Origin of the sequence: Krasilnikovia sp. M28-CT-15 (genome assembly GCF_047159595.1) — a bacterium.
GTDB lineage: Bacteria > Actinomycetota > Actinomycetes > Mycobacteriales > Micromonosporaceae > Actinoplanes.
This window is the reverse complement of the sequence record NZ_BAAGAK010000001.1, coordinates 4,704,542-4,720,530: the sequence shown is the minus strand read 5'-3', so window position 1 is coordinate 4,720,530 and position 15,989 is coordinate 4,704,542. Positions and strand designations below refer to the sequence as shown.

General features: G+C 71.8%; 15 protein-coding genes. 11 read left to right on the top strand and 4 right to left on the bottom strand.

What is annotated here, in order from left to right:
- The first annotated feature begins 11 nt into the window (after positions 1 to 11).
- Complete coding sequence (locus tag ACMCNO_RS21480; RefSeq protein WP_412751253.1) at positions 12 to 1,190, top strand: ROK family transcriptional regulator; 1,179 nt, start codon at positions 12 to 14, stop codon at positions 1,188 to 1,190.
- A gap of 51 nt (positions 1,191 to 1,241) precedes the next feature.
- Here ACMCNO_RS21480 and ACMCNO_RS21475 read toward each other — a convergent pair whose 3' ends face one another.
- Together ACMCNO_RS21475 and ACMCNO_RS21470 are read right to left on the bottom strand one after the other, a co-directional pair.
- Entirely contained in the window at positions 1,242 to 1,784 is a 543-nt protein-coding gene (locus ACMCNO_RS21475) for an NADPH-dependent FMN reductase (protein ID WP_412751252.1), read from the bottom strand.
- A 164-nt stretch (positions 1,785 to 1,948) separates the two neighbouring features.
- Positions 1,949 to 3,064, bottom strand: a complete 1,116-nt coding sequence (locus tag ACMCNO_RS21470) for an LLM class flavin-dependent oxidoreductase (RefSeq protein ID WP_412751251.1) — start codon at positions 3,062 to 3,064, stop codon at positions 1,949 to 1,951.
- A gap of 88 nt (positions 3,065 to 3,152) precedes the next feature.
- Between ACMCNO_RS21470 and ACMCNO_RS21465 the strand changes: the two genes are divergently transcribed.
- Together ACMCNO_RS21465 and ACMCNO_RS21460 are read left to right on the top strand one after the other, a co-directional pair.
- Complete coding sequence (locus tag ACMCNO_RS21465; RefSeq protein WP_412751250.1) at positions 3,153 to 4,292, top strand: LLM class flavin-dependent oxidoreductase; 1,140 nt, start codon at positions 3,153 to 3,155, stop codon at positions 4,290 to 4,292.
- Positions 4,285 to 5,649 carry an NtaA/DmoA family FMN-dependent monooxygenase gene (locus tag ACMCNO_RS21460; protein ID WP_412751249.1) on the top strand — a complete coding sequence of 455 codons (1,365 nt, stop codon included), beginning with the start codon at positions 4,285 to 4,287 and terminating at the stop codon, positions 5,647 to 5,649. Before ACMCNO_RS21465 ends, ACMCNO_RS21460 begins: the two co-directional genes overlap by 8 nt.
- Here ACMCNO_RS21460 and ACMCNO_RS21455 read toward each other — a convergent pair.
- Positions 5,635 to 6,135: a DUF4395 domain-containing protein gene (locus ACMCNO_RS21455; RefSeq protein ID WP_412751248.1), complete on the bottom strand. Its 501-nt coding sequence runs from the start codon at positions 6,133 to 6,135 to the stop codon at positions 5,635 to 5,637. The genes ACMCNO_RS21460 and ACMCNO_RS21455 overlap by 15 nt on opposite strands.
- Positions 6,136 to 6,357: 222 nt before the next feature.
- On the opposite strand from ACMCNO_RS21455, the gene ACMCNO_RS21450 reads away from it, so the two are divergent.
- The 8 genes from ACMCNO_RS21450 (at position 6,358) to ACMCNO_RS21415 (ending at position 15,452) form a co-directional block, all read left to right on the top strand.
- Positions 6,358 to 7,569: a sulfite oxidase gene (locus tag ACMCNO_RS21450; RefSeq protein ID WP_412751247.1), complete on the top strand. Its 1,212-nt coding sequence runs from the start codon at positions 6,358 to 6,360 to the stop codon at positions 7,567 to 7,569.
- Positions 7,570 to 7,811: 242 nt separating this feature from the next.
- Complete coding sequence (locus ACMCNO_RS21445) at positions 7,812 to 8,594, top strand: GntR family transcriptional regulator (RefSeq protein WP_412751246.1); 783 nt, start codon at positions 7,812 to 7,814, stop codon at positions 8,592 to 8,594.
- Between the two features lie 66 nt (positions 8,595 to 8,660).
- Positions 8,661 to 8,888 (top strand): ferredoxin family protein, encoded by a 228-nt coding sequence (locus tag ACMCNO_RS21440; protein WP_412751245.1) that lies wholly within the window; start codon positions 8,661 to 8,663, stop codon positions 8,886 to 8,888.
- A gap of 8 nt (positions 8,889 to 8,896) precedes the next feature.
- Positions 8,897 to 10,303, top strand: a complete 1,407-nt coding sequence (locus ACMCNO_RS21435) for an ABC transporter substrate-binding protein (RefSeq protein WP_412751244.1) — start codon at positions 8,897 to 8,899, stop codon at positions 10,301 to 10,303.
- Positions 10,304 to 10,308: 5 nt separating this feature from the next.
- On the top strand, positions 10,309 to 11,160 hold the full coding sequence (locus ACMCNO_RS21430; RefSeq protein WP_412751243.1) for an ABC transporter permease: 852 nt from the start codon (positions 10,309 to 10,311) through the stop codon (positions 11,158 to 11,160).
- Positions 11,157 to 11,930: an ABC transporter ATP-binding protein gene (locus ACMCNO_RS21425; protein ID WP_412751242.1), complete on the top strand. Its 774-nt coding sequence runs from the start codon at positions 11,157 to 11,159 to the stop codon at positions 11,928 to 11,930. The genes ACMCNO_RS21430 and ACMCNO_RS21425 overlap by 4 nt, the downstream gene beginning before the upstream one ends.
- Positions 11,930 to 14,629 carry a fumarate reductase/succinate dehydrogenase flavoprotein subunit gene (locus tag ACMCNO_RS21420; RefSeq protein ID WP_412751241.1) on the top strand — a complete coding sequence of 900 codons (2,700 nt, stop codon included), beginning with the start codon at positions 11,930 to 11,932 and terminating at the stop codon, positions 14,627 to 14,629. The genes ACMCNO_RS21425 and ACMCNO_RS21420 overlap by 1 nt, the downstream gene beginning before the upstream one ends.
- A gap of 205 nt (positions 14,630 to 14,834) precedes the next feature.
- Positions 14,835 to 15,452: an FKBP-type peptidyl-prolyl cis-trans isomerase gene (locus ACMCNO_RS21415; protein ID WP_412751240.1), complete on the top strand. Its 618-nt coding sequence runs from the start codon at positions 14,835 to 14,837 to the stop codon at positions 15,450 to 15,452.
- A gap of 73 nt (positions 15,453 to 15,525) precedes the next feature.
- On the opposite strand, the gene ACMCNO_RS21410 is transcribed toward ACMCNO_RS21415, so the two are convergent.
- Positions 15,526 to 15,906: a PPOX class F420-dependent oxidoreductase gene (locus tag ACMCNO_RS21410; protein WP_412751239.1), complete on the bottom strand. Its 381-nt coding sequence runs from the start codon at positions 15,904 to 15,906 to the stop codon at positions 15,526 to 15,528.
- Positions 15,907 to 15,989: the final 83 nt, after the last annotated feature.

Sequence of the window (15,989 nt, the reverse complement as noted above, 5' to 3'; positions counted from 1 at the left end):
AGAGCATGCGGATGGCACGTCGGGAAACGCCGGCGGCGGGGCCGGGCAGCCGTGCCCTGATCGTGGACGTCATCCGCTCGGCGGCCTCGATCAGCCGGGTGGAGCTCGCCGAGCGCACCGGCCTCACCCAGCCGTCGATCTCCAACATCGTCCGTGACCTGATCGCCGACGGAATCGTCCACGAGACCGGCTCGGTCGGCTCGGCCCGCGGCAAGCCACGCCAACTTCTCGCCCTCACCCCCGCCACCCGCTTCGGCATCGGCTTCCAGCTCGGCCCGGAGACGGTGACCTGTGTGGCCATCGACCTGACCGGCGGGGTGGTGGGCCGCCAGGTCGTGCCGCTCGACGACTCCGAGCTGGCCGACCAGCTGGCCGAGCGCTTCGACGACTTCATGCTTGACCTGGACCTGCCCCGCGACCGCATCGAGGGCCTGGCGGTCGTGGCGCCGGCCGCCCCGCCCAGCGACCGGGAAGGCCGTCCGGAGTGGGCCTCGGCCCGGAGGGCGCTCGCCGAGCGGCTCGGTATCCCGGTCCTGGTGGAAAACGACGCGGCCGCCGCGGCGCTGGGTGAGTTCTGGACCCGGCGCGTGTCCCGGGAGCAGGCGTTCGGCAGCGTCTACCTGTCCGCAGGGGTCGGTGCGGGCCTGGTCTTCGGCGGGGCACTGTTCCGCGGCGCGAGCTTCGACGCCGGGGAACTCGGGCACATGTCGATCGTGTACGACGGCCTGCCGTGCCCGTGCGGCAACCGCGGCTGCGTCGAGCGGTACGCCTCGATGACCGCGACCGTGGACGCGGCCCGCGCGGCGGGACTGGCTCTCGAGCAGAAGACCGTGTTCAGCGCGTACGACGCGATCGCGCAGGCCGCGGTCAGTGGCGACCCGGACGCCTTCGCCGTGGTCGACCAGGCGGCGGGCTACCTGAGCGTTGCCGTCACCTCCATGGTGAACCTGCTGGACCTGGGCCGGGTGGTGCTGACCGGTCCGGGCATGGCCATCGCCGGCTCGATCTACGCCCGGCGGCTGCGCGCCCACCTGGCCGCCACCGCCCACGCCCGGTACCGCCACGAGATCGTCGTCGAGCTGTCCGCCCAGCCCCGCGATGCGGCCGGCATCGGCGCGGCGGCCCTGGTCGTGCAGGCGTCGATCGCCCCCGGCCACACCGCGGGCATGCCGGGCGCCGACGAGCGCTGAGCTCTGCCCGGGGCGCACCCCGCGGGTACGCCGCCCCGGCGGGGCGTGAACTCAGGCGATGATGGCGGCGGTGTACTGGTCGGCCACGGCTGCGGGATCGGCAAGCTCGGATCGTGTCGCGGTCAGTCCGAAGTCGACGACATCGGCACCGAGTTCGCGCAACAGCCGGGCCAGGAATGCCTCCGCGGTGTCGGCCTGTGGCTGGACCTCTGCCGTGACGACGGGGACCGCGACGACGCCGGCGAGGGCATTCGCCGGCAACTGGTCGAGCAGCACCTTGAGCGCGCCGGAGAAGGTGCCGCGGCAGGTCGGGGTCGCCACGATCAACAGCGTGGCGTCCTGCACCTCCAGCAGCGCCCGGCCGGTGGCCTCGTCGGCCGGGGTGAGCAGGCCGGGTCCAAGCTCGGCAACATCGACCGTAACAAATGTAGCGTTTCCGCGGCTCTTCGCGATCCGCGCGCCCAGCTCGGTGGCCAGCCGCAACGTGTCCGATCCGGGTCGTGGATGGCCGGAAATCACCACTACCTGGGGCATGGGCGCCTCCTCGATGCAAAATCTCCCGTCATCATCTGTGGAGACGCCGAGGAATGCCATCCGTCGGCAGGACAATACTCTCCGTGTCGCCTCTGATGGCGTTCTGGGTCGTGGCGCGCCGATCGATTCCGAAAGGTGCCACTGTGGAGCGGTTGGTCGAACCAGCCGCAACCGTTGTCGAGAAGGGCCGAGGCCGGCGATCCATGTGGGCTGCCGTGCGCCCGTCACCGGTTCCAGTGCTCGGCGAGGAGCCCGAAGGAGCGCACGCGGTCTGCGTGGTTGTGGGTGATGGTGGTGACCAGGAGTTCGTCGGCCCCGGTGACGCGTCGCAGCGTGGCCAGCCGTTCGGCGACGACGTCCGGGGTGCCGACGAACTGGGTGTCGACCCGGTCGGCGACGAGATCGCGGTCGGCGTCGGTCCAGGACAAGGCCTCGGCCTCTGCCGGGCTCGGGTAGGGCATCGCCCCGGCCCCGGTGCGCACGCTGCGCACCCACGGCCCGTACGGTGCGGCGAGCCGCCGCGCGGTGGCCGCGTCCTCGGCCACCACCACGTCGGCGGACACCATGAGCCACGGCTCGGCCAGAGTCTTCGACGGGCGGAACGCGGCCCGATAGGCGTCGACTGCCTCGAGGATCTTGGCGGGTGCCACGTGGTAGTTCGCGGCAAACGGCAGTCCGCGTTCGCCGGCCACCCGGGCGCTCTCGCCGCCGCTGCTGCCGAGGACCCAGATCTCCACGTCGGCGCCCTCGCCGGGTATCGCCCGAGCCTCGTTACCTTGCTCATCCGAGTACGGCCCGGCCAGCAGCGTCTCGATGTCGGTGAGCACGGAGTCCAGACCGGCCGGAGTGGCTCCGGGTTGCTGCAGCAGCCGGGCGAACAATGCCGCGCGGGCCGACCGGTGCAAAGGCGCGAACGAGAAGTGGCGAGGGACCAGCAGCCCGTCGACGACCCGTGCCTCGCCGGGGGCCTCGTCCGGCAGCGCGCTCAGGGCCGCCGTGCGCCGCTGCGCGGAGCGGCCCAGACCGAGGTCGAAGCGGCCGGGATACAGCGCGTCGAGCATGCCGAACTGCTCCACGATGGCCAGCGGGGTGAGCAGTCCGGTCTGGACCGCACCGGAGCCGAGCCGGATACGTTCGGTTACGGCGGCGATCTGGCCGAGCAGCAGGGCAGGCTGTGAGCTGGCCACCCCGGGGGTCAGATGATGCTCGGCCACCCAGTAGCGGTGGTAGCCGAGCCGTTCGACCTGCTGGGCGAGGTCGAGGGTGCGGCGTAGCGCGTCACCGGCGTCGCCGCCGGAGATCACGGGAGCGAGATCCAGGATCGACAGGGGGACCGTCATGCCTTGAACATACTTCCCCGATAGGACTTGAGGATATCCATGCCTCGTGCCTAGCGTGAGGGCTCGACCGTTGCCGCTGGAGGCGCCCATGAGTCGTCCGCTGCCCCTGCACCTCGCCGTCGGGCTCAACGGTGCCGGATGGCACCCGGCCGCCTGGCGTGCGCCCACCGCCCGCCCGGCGGACCTGTTCACCGCCGGGTACTGGCTGGACCTGGTCCGCGAGGCCGAACGCGGCCTACTCGACCTCGTCACGATCGAGGACGCGCTCGGCCTGCAGTCAAGCCGGGACGGCGGCCCGGACGAGCGCACCGACCAGGTCCGTGGCCGGCTCGACGCGGTGCTGATCGCGGCGCGGACCGCCCCACTGACCCGGCGCGTCGGGCTGATGCCGACGGCTACGGTCACACACACTGAGCCGTTCCACATCGCCAAGGCGATCGCCACCCTGGACCACGTCAGCGGCGGCCGGGCCGGCTGGCAGGTCCAGGTGTCCGGGCTGCCGCACGAGGCGGCCCACTTCGGTCGCCGGGTGCTCGGGACCGGTCCGCAGGCCGCCCAGGACCTGCGGGGCGAGGCCGCCGATCACGTCGAGGTGGTGCGCCGGCTCTGGGACAGCTGGGAGGACAACGCGGAGATCCGCGACGTCGCCACCGGACGGTTCATCGACCGCGACAAGCTGCACTATGTCGACTTCACCGGCCGCTGGTTCAGCGTCAAAGGCCCGTCCATCACCCCCCGACCGCCGCAGGGCCGGCCGCCGGTCGGGGCTCCGGCACCCGGGGGCCTCGCGTACGGCGTCGGCGCCGACGTCGTGTTCGCGGCTCCGCACGACGCCGACGACGTCCGGGACGTCGTCGGAGCAGGGCGGGCTCCGCACGTCTTCGGCGACCTCCTGGTTGTCCTCGACGAGGACGCGCGGACCGCCCGCGACCACCGGCAGCGACTGGACGATCTGGATGGTTCGGGACACGGCACGAGCGCCGCGTCCTTCGCGGGCACCCCGTCCCAGCTCGCCGACCAGATCCTGCAATGGCGCGCCGCCGGCCTCACCGGCATCCGGCTCCTGCCCGCCCGGCTGCCCGCCGACCTGCGCGCGATCACCCGTGGCCTGGTCCCGGAACTGCAGGCATACGGCGCGTTCCGCCGCCAGTACGAAGCCACCACGCTGCGCGGGCACCTCGGCCTCGCCCGGCCCGCCAACCGATACGCGGAGGACAGCGTTGCCTAAGCAGATCCACCTCGCGGTGCACTTTCCCGGCGTGAACAACACCACCGTGTGGAGCGATCCACGCTCGGGCAGCCACATCGACTTCTCGTCGTTCGTCCGGCTCGCCCAGACCGCCGAGCGTGCGAAGTTCGACTTCTTCTTCCTGGCCGAAGGGCTGCGTCTGCGCGAGCAGGGCGGCCGCATCTACGACCTGGACGTGGTCGGCCGCCCGGACACCTTCACGGTGCTCTCCGCCCTGGCGGCGGTCACCGACCGGCTCGGCCTGACCGGGACCATCAACTCGACCTTCAACGAGCCGTACGAGGTGGCCCGCCAGTTCGCCAGCCTGGACCACCTCAGCGGCGGCCGGGCCGGCTGGAACGTGGTCACCTCCTGGGACGCGTTCACCGGCGAGAACTTCCGGCGCGGCGGCTTCCTCGCCGAAACCGACCGCTACAGCCGGGCGGCCCGGTTCCTGGCCGCCGCCGGTGCGCTGTTCGACTCCTGGCCGGATGGGGCAGTGGTGGCCGACGGGGACCGCGGCGTGTTCCTCTCCGACGGCCGGGCCGGCGCGTTCGCGCACCGCGACGAGCACTTCGACATCGCCGGCCGGTTCAACGTGCCGCGTAGCCCGCAGGGACAGCCCGTGATCCTGCAGGCGGGCGACTCGGACGCCGGGCGCGAGTTCGCCGCCGCCACCGCCGACGCGATCTTCAGCCGGCACGGCACGCGCGAGGCCGGCCAGGCATTCCATTCCGACGTCAAACGCCGCCTGGCCACGTACGGACGCGACCGCGACGAACTTCTCGTGTTCCCGGCGGCGACGTTCGTGCTCGGCGACACCGACGCCGACGCCCAGGAGCGGGCCGTGACGATCCGGCGGCAGCAGATCAGCGGACAGACCGCGATCAAACTGCTGGAACAGGTGTGGAACCGCGACCTGTCCGCCTACGACCCGGACGGGCCGCTCCCGCAGATCGACCCGGACGTCTCCGCCGAACACATCGCCCGCGGCCGGGCCAGCGTACGCATGCAGCGTGACCCGGTCGCCACGGCCCGCGAGTGGCGCGCGCGAGCAGAAGCCGGCAACCTGTCGATCCGCGAACTTCTCATCGAGGTCAGCGGGCGTCAGACGTTCGTCGGCAGCGCCCGGACGGTGGCTGGCCAGATCGACGACCTGGTCCAGTGCGACGCCGCCGACGGGTTCATCCTCGTGCCGCACGTGGTGCCGGACGGCCTCGACGAGTTCGCCGACACAGTGGTGCCGCTGCTGCAGGAACGCGGGGTGTTCCGCGCCGAGTACACCGGCCCGACCCTGCGCGACCACCTCGGCCTGCGCCGCCCGGCGGCCGACTTGGCCGCATCACCCGCGGTCTGAGCGGTCCACTGCGGCCGGGCGGAGGCTGATGTCGTTGCACTCCGCGCAGACGGCTGCGGGGACCAGCCCGATCCGCGCCAGCCGGTTGAAGATCACGCAACCCAGGCAGAGCCCGAGGACCGACTCGAGCGTCGCGGCCACGGCGAGCAGGTCCAGCAGGACCTGAGCCGCGCCGAGCCGGTGCGAACCGAACGCCAGTACCGCGGCGGTCACCGACACGAGCGCACCGATGCCCTGCGCGAACCGCTTCGGCGGCCCCGGCACCGGCCGCGCTGCGACGTTCAGCCGGGGTCGAACCACCCGGGTCACGAGCAGGCCGAGCGGGCTCAGCGTCGGCCCGGTCAGCACGCGGGCCAGGAACCCGTATGCGATGACCACGATCAACCACGGCTGGTGCAGGGCGACGGCGCCGACGCACATCAGTACGACGCCGCCGGCGACCAGCCGGGCGGAAATCTCGTCCACCGGATTGGGGAAGCTGAACATCGCTGCGGCACCCCTGATCTTCACTCGGCGCGTGCCGTCGCCAGAGGGCGCCACGCAGTTACGGGATGGCACCCTAGATCAGGAAAGTCTACCTGATCAATAGGCAATTGGTCAGGGTCTTGCCTGGTGGGATGCGGTCGTCGGCGGGGCTGGTTCGCCGCGCCAGGTGTTGGATATCCCATCCATCCGATAGGGTTAGCGGACCGATGAAGGGGGCCGCCGATGCCGTCCGAGCGAACCTACGACAGCCGTCGGCTCCGGCAGTGGCTGCACGGCGACGCCTCCGGCTTCTCCCGGCGCGATCTGCTCAAGCTGGCCGCCGCGGCCGGCGTACTGGGCACCACGACCGCCGCCGCCGATCCTGCCGGCCCGATCGTCAAGCCGCTGCCGCCGCACCTGTTCACGGTGTTCGGCACCAACGCGGAGATGCGCTGGTCCGCGATGCGAGACCAGGGCCACCTGGTGCCGGTCGACCGCTTCTTCGTCCGTAACCACACCCGCACGCCGGTCATCGACGCCGGCTACTGGCGGCTGGAGGTGACCGGCCCCGGCCTGCGCGGCGGCCCCGTCTCCTTCTCCTACCGGGATCTGCGCCGGCTGCCGGCCGAGACACTCACGGTCCCGGTTGAGTGCGCCGGAAACGCCCGCAGCTACTTCACCAGCCAGCAGGGGCAGACCGTCACGGGCACCGCCTGGCACCTGGGTGCCATCGGGGTGGCCCGATGGCGCGGCGTCCGGCTGGGCACCGTGCTGCGCCGGGCCGGGCTGTCGTCGCGCGCGGTGGACGTGCTGCCGGTCGGCCTGGACCCGAACTTCGTCACCGGCGGTGTCGACCTGGGCCCGGTGCGCCGGCCGATACCGGTCCGCAAGGCGCTGCACGACGTGCTGCTGGCGTACGAGATGAACGGCGAGCCGCTGCCGCCCGACCACGGCCACCCGGTCCGGCTGGTGGTTCCCGGCTGGATCGGGATCGCCTCGATCAAATGGGTGGGCCGCATCGAGGTGTCCGACCAGCCGCTGTTCAGCCCGTGGAACACCCAGTTCTACCGGCTGTTCGGCCCGTCCTTCCCAGCCGACGGCCAACCGTTCGACGAGCAGGTGGTCAAGAGCGCCTTCGAACTGGACCCCGAGGCGGTGCTGCCCGCCGGGCGCCCGGTCCGCCTCACCGGCCGTTCATGGTCGCCGCACGCGGCGATCCGTAGGGTCGAGGTCAGCACCGACAGCGGCGCGACCTGGCGCCGCGCCGACCTGATCGGGCCCGGCGTGGGGTGGCAGCGGTGGGAACTGACCTGGCGGCCCCGAACCCCCGGCCGGACGGAGCTGCTCGCGCGGGCCGTCGACGAACGCGGGAACGCCCAGCCCGACGCGACCACCCTCAACACCCTGGGGTATCTGTTCGATGCGGTGGTCCGCCACCCGGTCACCGTGGACTGACCGGACGACGGTATGGCGCCCCGGCGCGAGCCGCCGAAGGCTGGGTCGTCTTACCCGTAGCCACGTCGGCGTACCAGCATGCGGACTCCGGGGGTGGCGCAATACCCGCGCTCGCGGGCGTTTTCGCAGGTAGACGGGTCTCGCGGTGAGGAGTTTGGCGGCGGAAGGAGTGGCGTCTTCCTCATCTCCCATTAGTTTCATATGGTTTCCCGCAGCGCGCTGACCAGGCCAGGGAGGAAGACATGGGACCACACCACCCGACCTCCGGCAGCCTGGACCAGGCCCGGCGGCGACGCGCCGACCGGGCCCGGCAGGTCGCCGACGTGCTGCGCCACCAGGTCCTGGCAGGCGCCTTCCCCGGGGGCCAGTTACCCCGGGAGGCTCAGCTCAGCCGGGATTTCGACGTCTCCCGCAACACGGTCCGCGAGGCGCTGGCCCTGCTCGCCGGCGAAGGCCTGGTCGAACGCTCCCCCGGCATCGGCACCACGGTGCTCACCGACAAGTACGCGCACGGGCTGCACCGCCTCATGGGTCTCGGGGAGACGCTGCACACTCAGGGGACGATCACCAACGACGTCCGGACCGCCGCACTCATCCGGCCTCCGGCTCCCGTGGCACGGCGCCTCGCCGTACCCGAGGGCGAGCCGGTGGTGTATCTCGAGCGGCTGCGCCGGCTCGACGGTGTACCCCTGTCGCTCGACCTCACCTACCTGCCACGCGACATCGGCGAGCCGCTGCTCGCCGCGGACCTGGCCGGGCAGGACATCTTCGTCCTCATCGAGCAGCTGGCCAGCCAGCCGCTCGGCACCGCGGACATCTCCTTCGAGGCGGTCAACGCCGACCCGCACTCCGCAGACCTGCTCGACGCCCCGCCGAGCGCAGCGCTGCTGCTGGTGGAACGGCTGACCCGCCTCGCCGACGGCCGGCCCGTCGACCTGGAGTGGATCCGGTTCCGCGGCGACCGGCTCACCATGCACGGCCAACTGCAACGCGGCTCGCCACTGCCCCACGTGATCGTCAGCTGAGTTCGCCTGTTCACGGCGCCGATCCGTCGGCGCCCGCTCGACGCTGCCCGGACAAAGGAGACACCCATGGCGCTGGTCAACCAGCGGGTCGACGTCCCCGTGACGATCGACGAAAGCCTGTGCATCGACGGCTGCACCCTCTGCGTCGACATGTGCCCGCTCGACTCGCTCGCGATCGACCCGCAGACCGGCAAGGCGTACATGCACGTCGACGAGTGCTGGTACTGCGGCCCCTGCGCCGCGCGTTGCCCCAGCAACGCCGTGACCGTCAACATGCCGTTCCTGATCAGATGAGGTCATTCATGAGAGCACCACGGTCCGTTTCCCTGTTGATCGCGATGGTCACCGCCCTCGCCGGGTGCACCGTCGCGGGCCAGGCCGCCGACAGCGACGCGGAACCCGTCGTGGTCGGCTACCAGTCGAAAACCATCAACACGGTGACCGCCGGGACGCTGCTGCGCGCTCAGGGCTTCTTCGAGAAACGCCTCGCCGAACTCGGCCGGCGCACCGGCAAGAAGTACGCCGTGACGTGGCAGGACTACGACACCGGCGCACCGATCACCGCGCAGATGATGGCCGGAAAGATCGACATCGGCTCGATGGGGGACTACCCGCTGCTCATCAACGGTGCCCGCGGCCAGCAGTCCGCCGCCACCCACACGAAGCTCATCGCGGTCACCGGCTACAACCTGCGCGGCGCCCTGAACACGGTCGTGGTGGCGCCGAACTCGCCGGTCCGCACGCTCGCCGACCTCAAGGGCAAGGTCGTCTCGACCAGCGTGGGGTCTGCCGGGCACGGCCTGCTCGTCCAGGCGCTGCGCAAGAACGGGGTCGACCCGGAGAAGGACGTCAAGGTCGAGAACCAGCAGCCGCCGGTCGGCGCGTCCGCGCTGCAGTCCGGCAATGTCGCCGCGCTGTCCCAGTTCGTCGCCTGGCCCGGCCTGCTCGTGCACCAGGGCAACGCCCGGGTGCTCTACGACGGTGGCGAGCTCGGAGTGCCCACGTTGCACGGCACCGTGGTCCGGGACCAGTACGCCACCGCCCACCGTGACGTGGTCACGGCGTTCCTGCAGGCCCAGTTGGACGCGAATCAGCTGCTCTGGAGCAAGCCGCTGGAGGCAGCGCAGATCGTCGCGAAGCAGACCGGGCTGCCGCCCGAGGTGGTCTACCTCTACAACGGCGCCAACGGCATCGCCACGTTCGACCCGACCGTCAAGGCGTCGCTGCGCGCCGCGCTGGAACAGGACGTGCCGTTCCTCAAGTCGATCGGTGTCCTGCAGCAGATCGACCTCGACGCGTTCATCGACGACAGCCTCATCCGCGAGGTCTACGGCGCCGGCTACGACACCGATGCCGCCGCCACCACCAACAAGGCCGCCCTCACCGGCACCGACCCGGTCTGCCACCGCCCGGTCACCGACCCGGCGCTGGCGGGCGAACTGTGGGTGGGCGACCACACCCAGCCCGCGGCCGACCCGACCTGCCTGCTGCGCGCCGTCAAGGCCGCCCAGGCCGCCGGCCAGCAGATCCGGGCCGCCTACGTGCCGGACGCCGGCACCGGCACCCGCTGGTTCGCCGACAAGAGCACCTGGGTACGCGACGGCGCCGCGTTCCGCCCGTTCGCCAGCGCGGCCGCCGCCCAGCGATACCTCGCGGCGCACACCGGCGCGAGCGTGATCCCGTACGCCGAGGCGGTGCAGGCATCGTGACCGCCGTGACCGCGGCCCCCACGGCCCGGACGGACGGCGCGGCGATCCCGTCGCCGCGGCGCACCGCCCGACGACGACACCCGCTGCGCTGGACCATCCGGATCGCCTCGCTGGTCGGCGCGCTGCTGCTGTGGCAGTGGCTCACCACGGCGGAAGTCACCGTGGGGGTCCGCTTCGACCGGCTCCCCACGCCGGCGGCCGTGGGGGAGTACTTCGCCCACGTCGCCCGCGACCCGGTGTACTACGAGGACATCGCGCAGAGCCTGGTCCGCATTCTGACCGGGTTCGCCCTCGCCGCCGTCGCGGGCGTGGCCGCCGGGGTCGCGGTCGCCCGGTCGTGGCTGCTGTCCGACGTGCTCGAGCCACTGTTCGAGGTGATCCGCCCCATTCCGGCGATCGCCCTGGTGCCCATCGCGATCCTGCTGTTTCCCCGCAACGAGCAGGGCATCGTGTTCATCACGTTCACCGCCGCGTTCTTCCCGATCATGGTCAGCACCCGGCACGCCGTGCGCGCCCTACCCACCGTCTGGGAGGACGCCGTCCGGACCATGGGCGGCGGCCGATGGCGCGTACTGACCAGCGTCGTCCTGCCCGGCGCGCTGCCGGGCGTCTTCAGCGGGCTGTCGGTCGGCATCGGCGTGTCCTGGATCTGCGTGATCTCCGCCGAGATGATCTCCGGGGACTTCGGGGTCGGGTACCGGACCTGGCACGCGTACACCATCGTGGACTATCCGGGCGTGCTCGTCGGCATGGTCACCATCGGCGTCCTCGGCTGGAGCACCGCCGCGGCGGTCGAACTGCTCGGCCGACGCGTGACCCGATGGCTGCCCGCCCGCCAGACGGAGGCCGGGCGATGACCGGCATCACCGAGGCGCAGCGCACCGGCCTGCGGTTGCAGGCCGAGAACGTCAGCATCCGGTACGGCGCGGAACCCGTCCTGCGCGACCTCACGCTCGACGTGGCCCCCGGCGAGATCCTCGTCGTGGTCGGCGCGTCCGGCTGCGGCAAGTCCACCCTGCTGCGCACGCTCGCCGGGCTGCACCGCGCCACCAGCGGCACGCTCACCGCCGACGGCACCGCCATCCGCGGTCCGGCACCCGACCGGGCCCTGATCTTTCAGGACGATGCACTGCTGCCCTGGCGCAGTGCCCGCCGCAACGTGGAGCTGCCCCTGTCCATCCGCCAGGTTCCCCGGGCGCAACGGCGAGCACAGGCCCGGCACTGGCTGGCCCGCGTCGGCCTCGCCGGGCAGGAACACCGGCTGCCCGCGCAGCTGTCCGGCGGCATGCGCCAGCGGGTGCAGCTCGCCCGCACACTGGCGGGCGGCCCCCGGGCGATCCTCATGGACGAACCGTTCGCCGCGCTCGACGCCCAGACCCGCGCCGCCATGCAACGGCTGCTCGTCGACGTTCTGGACGCCACCGAGGCCACGGTCGTGTTCGTCACCCACGACGTCGACGAGGCCCTGGTCATCGGGGACCGGGTCGCCGTGCTCGGCCCCGACGGGGTACGGACCGTCGTCGACGTGCCCCAGCCACGCGACCTCGCCACCCGGGGCACCCCGGTGACCCGGGCCGCCCGCGCCACGATCCTCGCCGCACTCGGCGCCGACGACAGGACCGACTGATGCAGACTCCCGCTCCCACCGACCGCCGCGGACTCACCTGCGACGTCCTGGTCATCGGCGGCGGCACCGCCGGCACCATGGCCGCGCTGTCCGCGGCCGAACACGGCGCCCGCGTGCTGCTGCTGGAGAAGGCGCATGTGCGGCACTCCGGGGCCCTCGCCATGGGCATGGACGGCGTCAACAACGCCGTCATCCCCGGCAAGGCCACCCCCGAGGACTACGTCCGGGAGATCACCCGCGCCAACGACGGCATCGTCGACCAGCGCACCGTGATGCAGACCGCCACCCGCGGCTTCGACATGGTGCAGCGGCTGGAACGCTACGGCGTCAAGTTCGAAAAGGACGAGTACGGCGAGTACGCCGTGCGCCAGGTGCACCGCTCCGGCCGGTACGTGCTGCCCATGCCGGAAGGACGCGACGTCAAGAAGGTGCTGTACCGCGTGCTGCGCACCCGCCGGTACCGGGAGAAGATCCAGATCGAGAACCGGGTGATGCCGGTCCGGGTACTGACCCGCGACGGACGGGCCGTCGGCGCCGCCGGGTTCGACACCCGCAGCGGCGAGTTCGTCACCGTCGCGGCGGGCGCGGTCATCCTGGCGACCGGTGCATGCGGCCGGCTCGGCCTGCCCGCCAGCGGTTACCTGTACGGCACGTACGAGAACCCCACCAACGCCGGCGACGGCTACGCGATGGCCTATCACGCCGGAGCGGAACTCTCCGGCATCGAATGCTTCCAGATCAACCCGCTGATCAAGGACTACAACGGTCCCGCGTGCGCGTACGTGGCGAACCCGTTCGGCGGCTACCAGGTCAACAACCGCGGCGAACGCTTCGTCGACTGCGACTACTGGTCCGGGCAGATGATGGCCGAGGTGGCCCGCGAACTGGAATCCGACCGCGGCCCCATCTACCTCAAGCTGACCCACCTGCCCGACGAGACGCTTCAGCAGCTCGAAGGGATCCTGCACACCACCGAGCGGCCGACCCGCGGCACGTTCCACGCGGGCCGCGGCCACGACTACCGCACCCATGACGTGGAGATGCACATCTCCGAGATCGGGCTCTGCGGCGGGCACTCGGCCTCCGGCGTCTGGGTGGACGAGAACGGCGCGACGACCGTGCCCGGGCTCTACGCCGCCGGAGACCTGGCCTGCGTGCCGCACAACTACATGATCGGTGCCTTCGTCTTCGGTGACCTGGCCGGCACCCACGCGGCCATTCACCCGACCGTCCCCGGGGAACTCCCCGAGGACCAGATCACCGACGCCCACGAGCTGATCTACCGCCCACTGCGACACCCGGACGGACCGCCGCAGCCGCAGGTGGAATACAAACTGCGCCGGTTCGTCAACGACTACGTGGCACCGCCGAAGTCGGCAGCCAACCTGGAGATCGCGGTCGAGACGTTCCAACGCATGACCGGGGAGATCGCCGGCATGGGCGCCCGTACCCCGCACGAGCTGATGCGCTGCGCGGAGGTGACGTTCATCCGCGACTGCGCCGAGATGGCGGCACGGGCGTCACTCGCGCGCACCGAGAGCCGCTGGGGCCTGTACCACGACCGCACCGACCATCCCGCACGCGACGACGCCGACTGGTTCTACCACCTCAACCTGCGCCGCCGCCCCGACGGCGACATGGAATTTGTGAAACGGCCGGTGCACGAGTACCTCGTGCCCGTCGACGACCTGCGACCCCCGGACGCCGCGGCGGAGACGATCGTCGCGGAACCCCACCGCTTCGGTGCGGCGGCGCCCGGCCGTACCGAAACCCGGCCGGCCGCCCGAGCCGGCGAACCCGCAGGCGACCGGATCGTGGCGGTGCTCGGCCTGACCGAACGCGACGCGACGCTGGCGCAGTTCCGGCCCTTCCTCACCGATCCCGAGCCGGAGGTGCGCCGGACCGCGGTGGCGACGCTCACCGAGGTCGCCCCCGAGGGCGTCGCCGACGCCCTCGTCGACGCGCTGCACGACCACGACGCGCGGGTCCGGGCGGCCGCGGCCACCGGACTGCGGGAGCTGGCGGACGTCCTGCCCGCCTCGACGGGCCTGGAACTGCGTTTGCGCGATGCCGGCCGGAGCGCGGACCCGCTCGTGCGCCAGGTGGTCGTGGAACTGCAGCGAATCACCGGAGTCGGCCGCGCCGACGACTTCCGTGCCGCCGCCGGCGACGCCGACATCGCGGTGCGCCTGCAGGCCGTGCGCGGCCTGGTGCGCTGCAACGACGTGACCGGACTCGACGTCGCGGCGGCCGACCCGGCACGGGAGGTACGCGTCGCGGTGGCGCACGGGGCGGGTACCGTCGCGGACCCGCACAGCGCAGCGGTGCTGGGGCGGCTCGCCACGGACGCCGACCTGCTGGTGCGGGCTGCCGCTCTGCACGCCGCGGGGCAGGTGGGCTGCCACGGCGAGCTGGCCGTCGTGGCGCTGGGTGCGATGGCGGACCCGTCGTGGCAGGTGCGGGAGGGCGCGGCGACGGCCCTCGGCGGCGCCGCCCCGGACATCGCCGTACCGGCCCTGACAGCGGGCGTCCGCGATCCGAATCTCGATGTGCGGCGGGCCGCCGTCCGATCGTTGGCCGCGTGGGCACACCGTGCCGAGGTGACGGCCCTCCTGCGGGCGGCCGTGACGGACCCGGACGCCGATGTGCGCGCGTATGCCCGCCGGGCGCTGACGGCCGACGCGGCACGGGTGGGGTGAGCTGACCGAGGCCCTGGCGATCGCCCATGGTCACGGCACCCGGCCGGCAGGCCGTACGGGCCCGTTCCGGGTCGCCGGTCTGTCGGCCGTTCCCGGCCGCGTGTCGTATTGTCATAAAATGCCCGATCCCGAAGCGAGCCGCGACAGCGCGGCTGCCAAACGTGCGGCCGCTGATCCGCCACGAAAGGACGTCGGCGGACGACCGATGAAGACGAAGGCCGACAAGCGGGCCGAGGCCAAGGCCGCCAAAGCACGCGCTCAGGCGATACAGAAGCGCCGCCAGGCGTTGGCCGGCGCCGGCGCCGCGGTATTCGTGCTGGCGCTCGTCGTCGGGCTGATCGTGTGGGTCAACCACTCATCGTCGCGCCCGAGCGCTTCCACCGCGAGCGCGGCTGCCAGCCCCAGCGCGGCCCAGCCGAGCGCGACGTTTCCGCCGGTGCCCGCGGGCGCCGACCCTGCCCTGAGCACCAAGCCGACCGTGACCGCGGGGACCGGCAACCTCACCAAACTCACGACGACGACGCTCATCCAGGGCACGGGCGCGCCGGTCCGCTCCGGTCAGACGATCGCCGTGAACTATGTCGGCGCGACCTACGCCGACGGCAAGGAATTCGACTCGTCCTGGAGCCGGTCGGAGGCGTTCAGCTTCCCGATCGGGGCCGGCAGGGTCATCGAGGGCTGGGACCAGGGGCTGATCGGGGTCAAGGTAGGCAGCCGGGTTCAACTCGACATCCCGGCCGACATGGCGTACGGCGACAATCCGAGCGGCGGGCAACCGCCTGGCGCGCTGCGGTTCATCGTCGATGTCCTCTCAGCGTCCTGACCACAGGACGCCTATCGGGTCCGAACTGGCCACGGGGACCGAACGGGCGCCGGAGGCAACCACGCCCGGCCGGTCAGAAGGACACGATGATGCCGACCATCGGAGGGCGCCGTAACCGCAGCAGGCGAGCGAGCCAGTTCCCCACTCGCGACATGAGGTACCGGTGGGCCAGCAAGCTCCGGGCCTGTGCGGTCCCGTCGTCGTCCAGCAACCGTGCCGTTCCGACCGCGCTCGGCGCATCCGGCGCCACTGTCCCACGTGCGGAGCACGGTGCCACAAGCACCTGCGGGTTGTTCCGGATCCGCTTGACCTTGCCCGAGTCCGCTTCGGTCACAATCCAGAGTTCAGCGTTCTGCGGTACGTGCCAGACCGGCGTGGCTACCGGTGTGCCGTTCTTGCGGTAGGTGGTCAGGCTGACGTACCGGCTATGGACGATCTCGTCGGCTACGGTCACCGGGCAAGCGTAACGAACCGAGCGCATCCTGCACCGCAAGATCGAGCGGGCCGGCGCCTACCGCCACGGCAGCAGTCGATGTG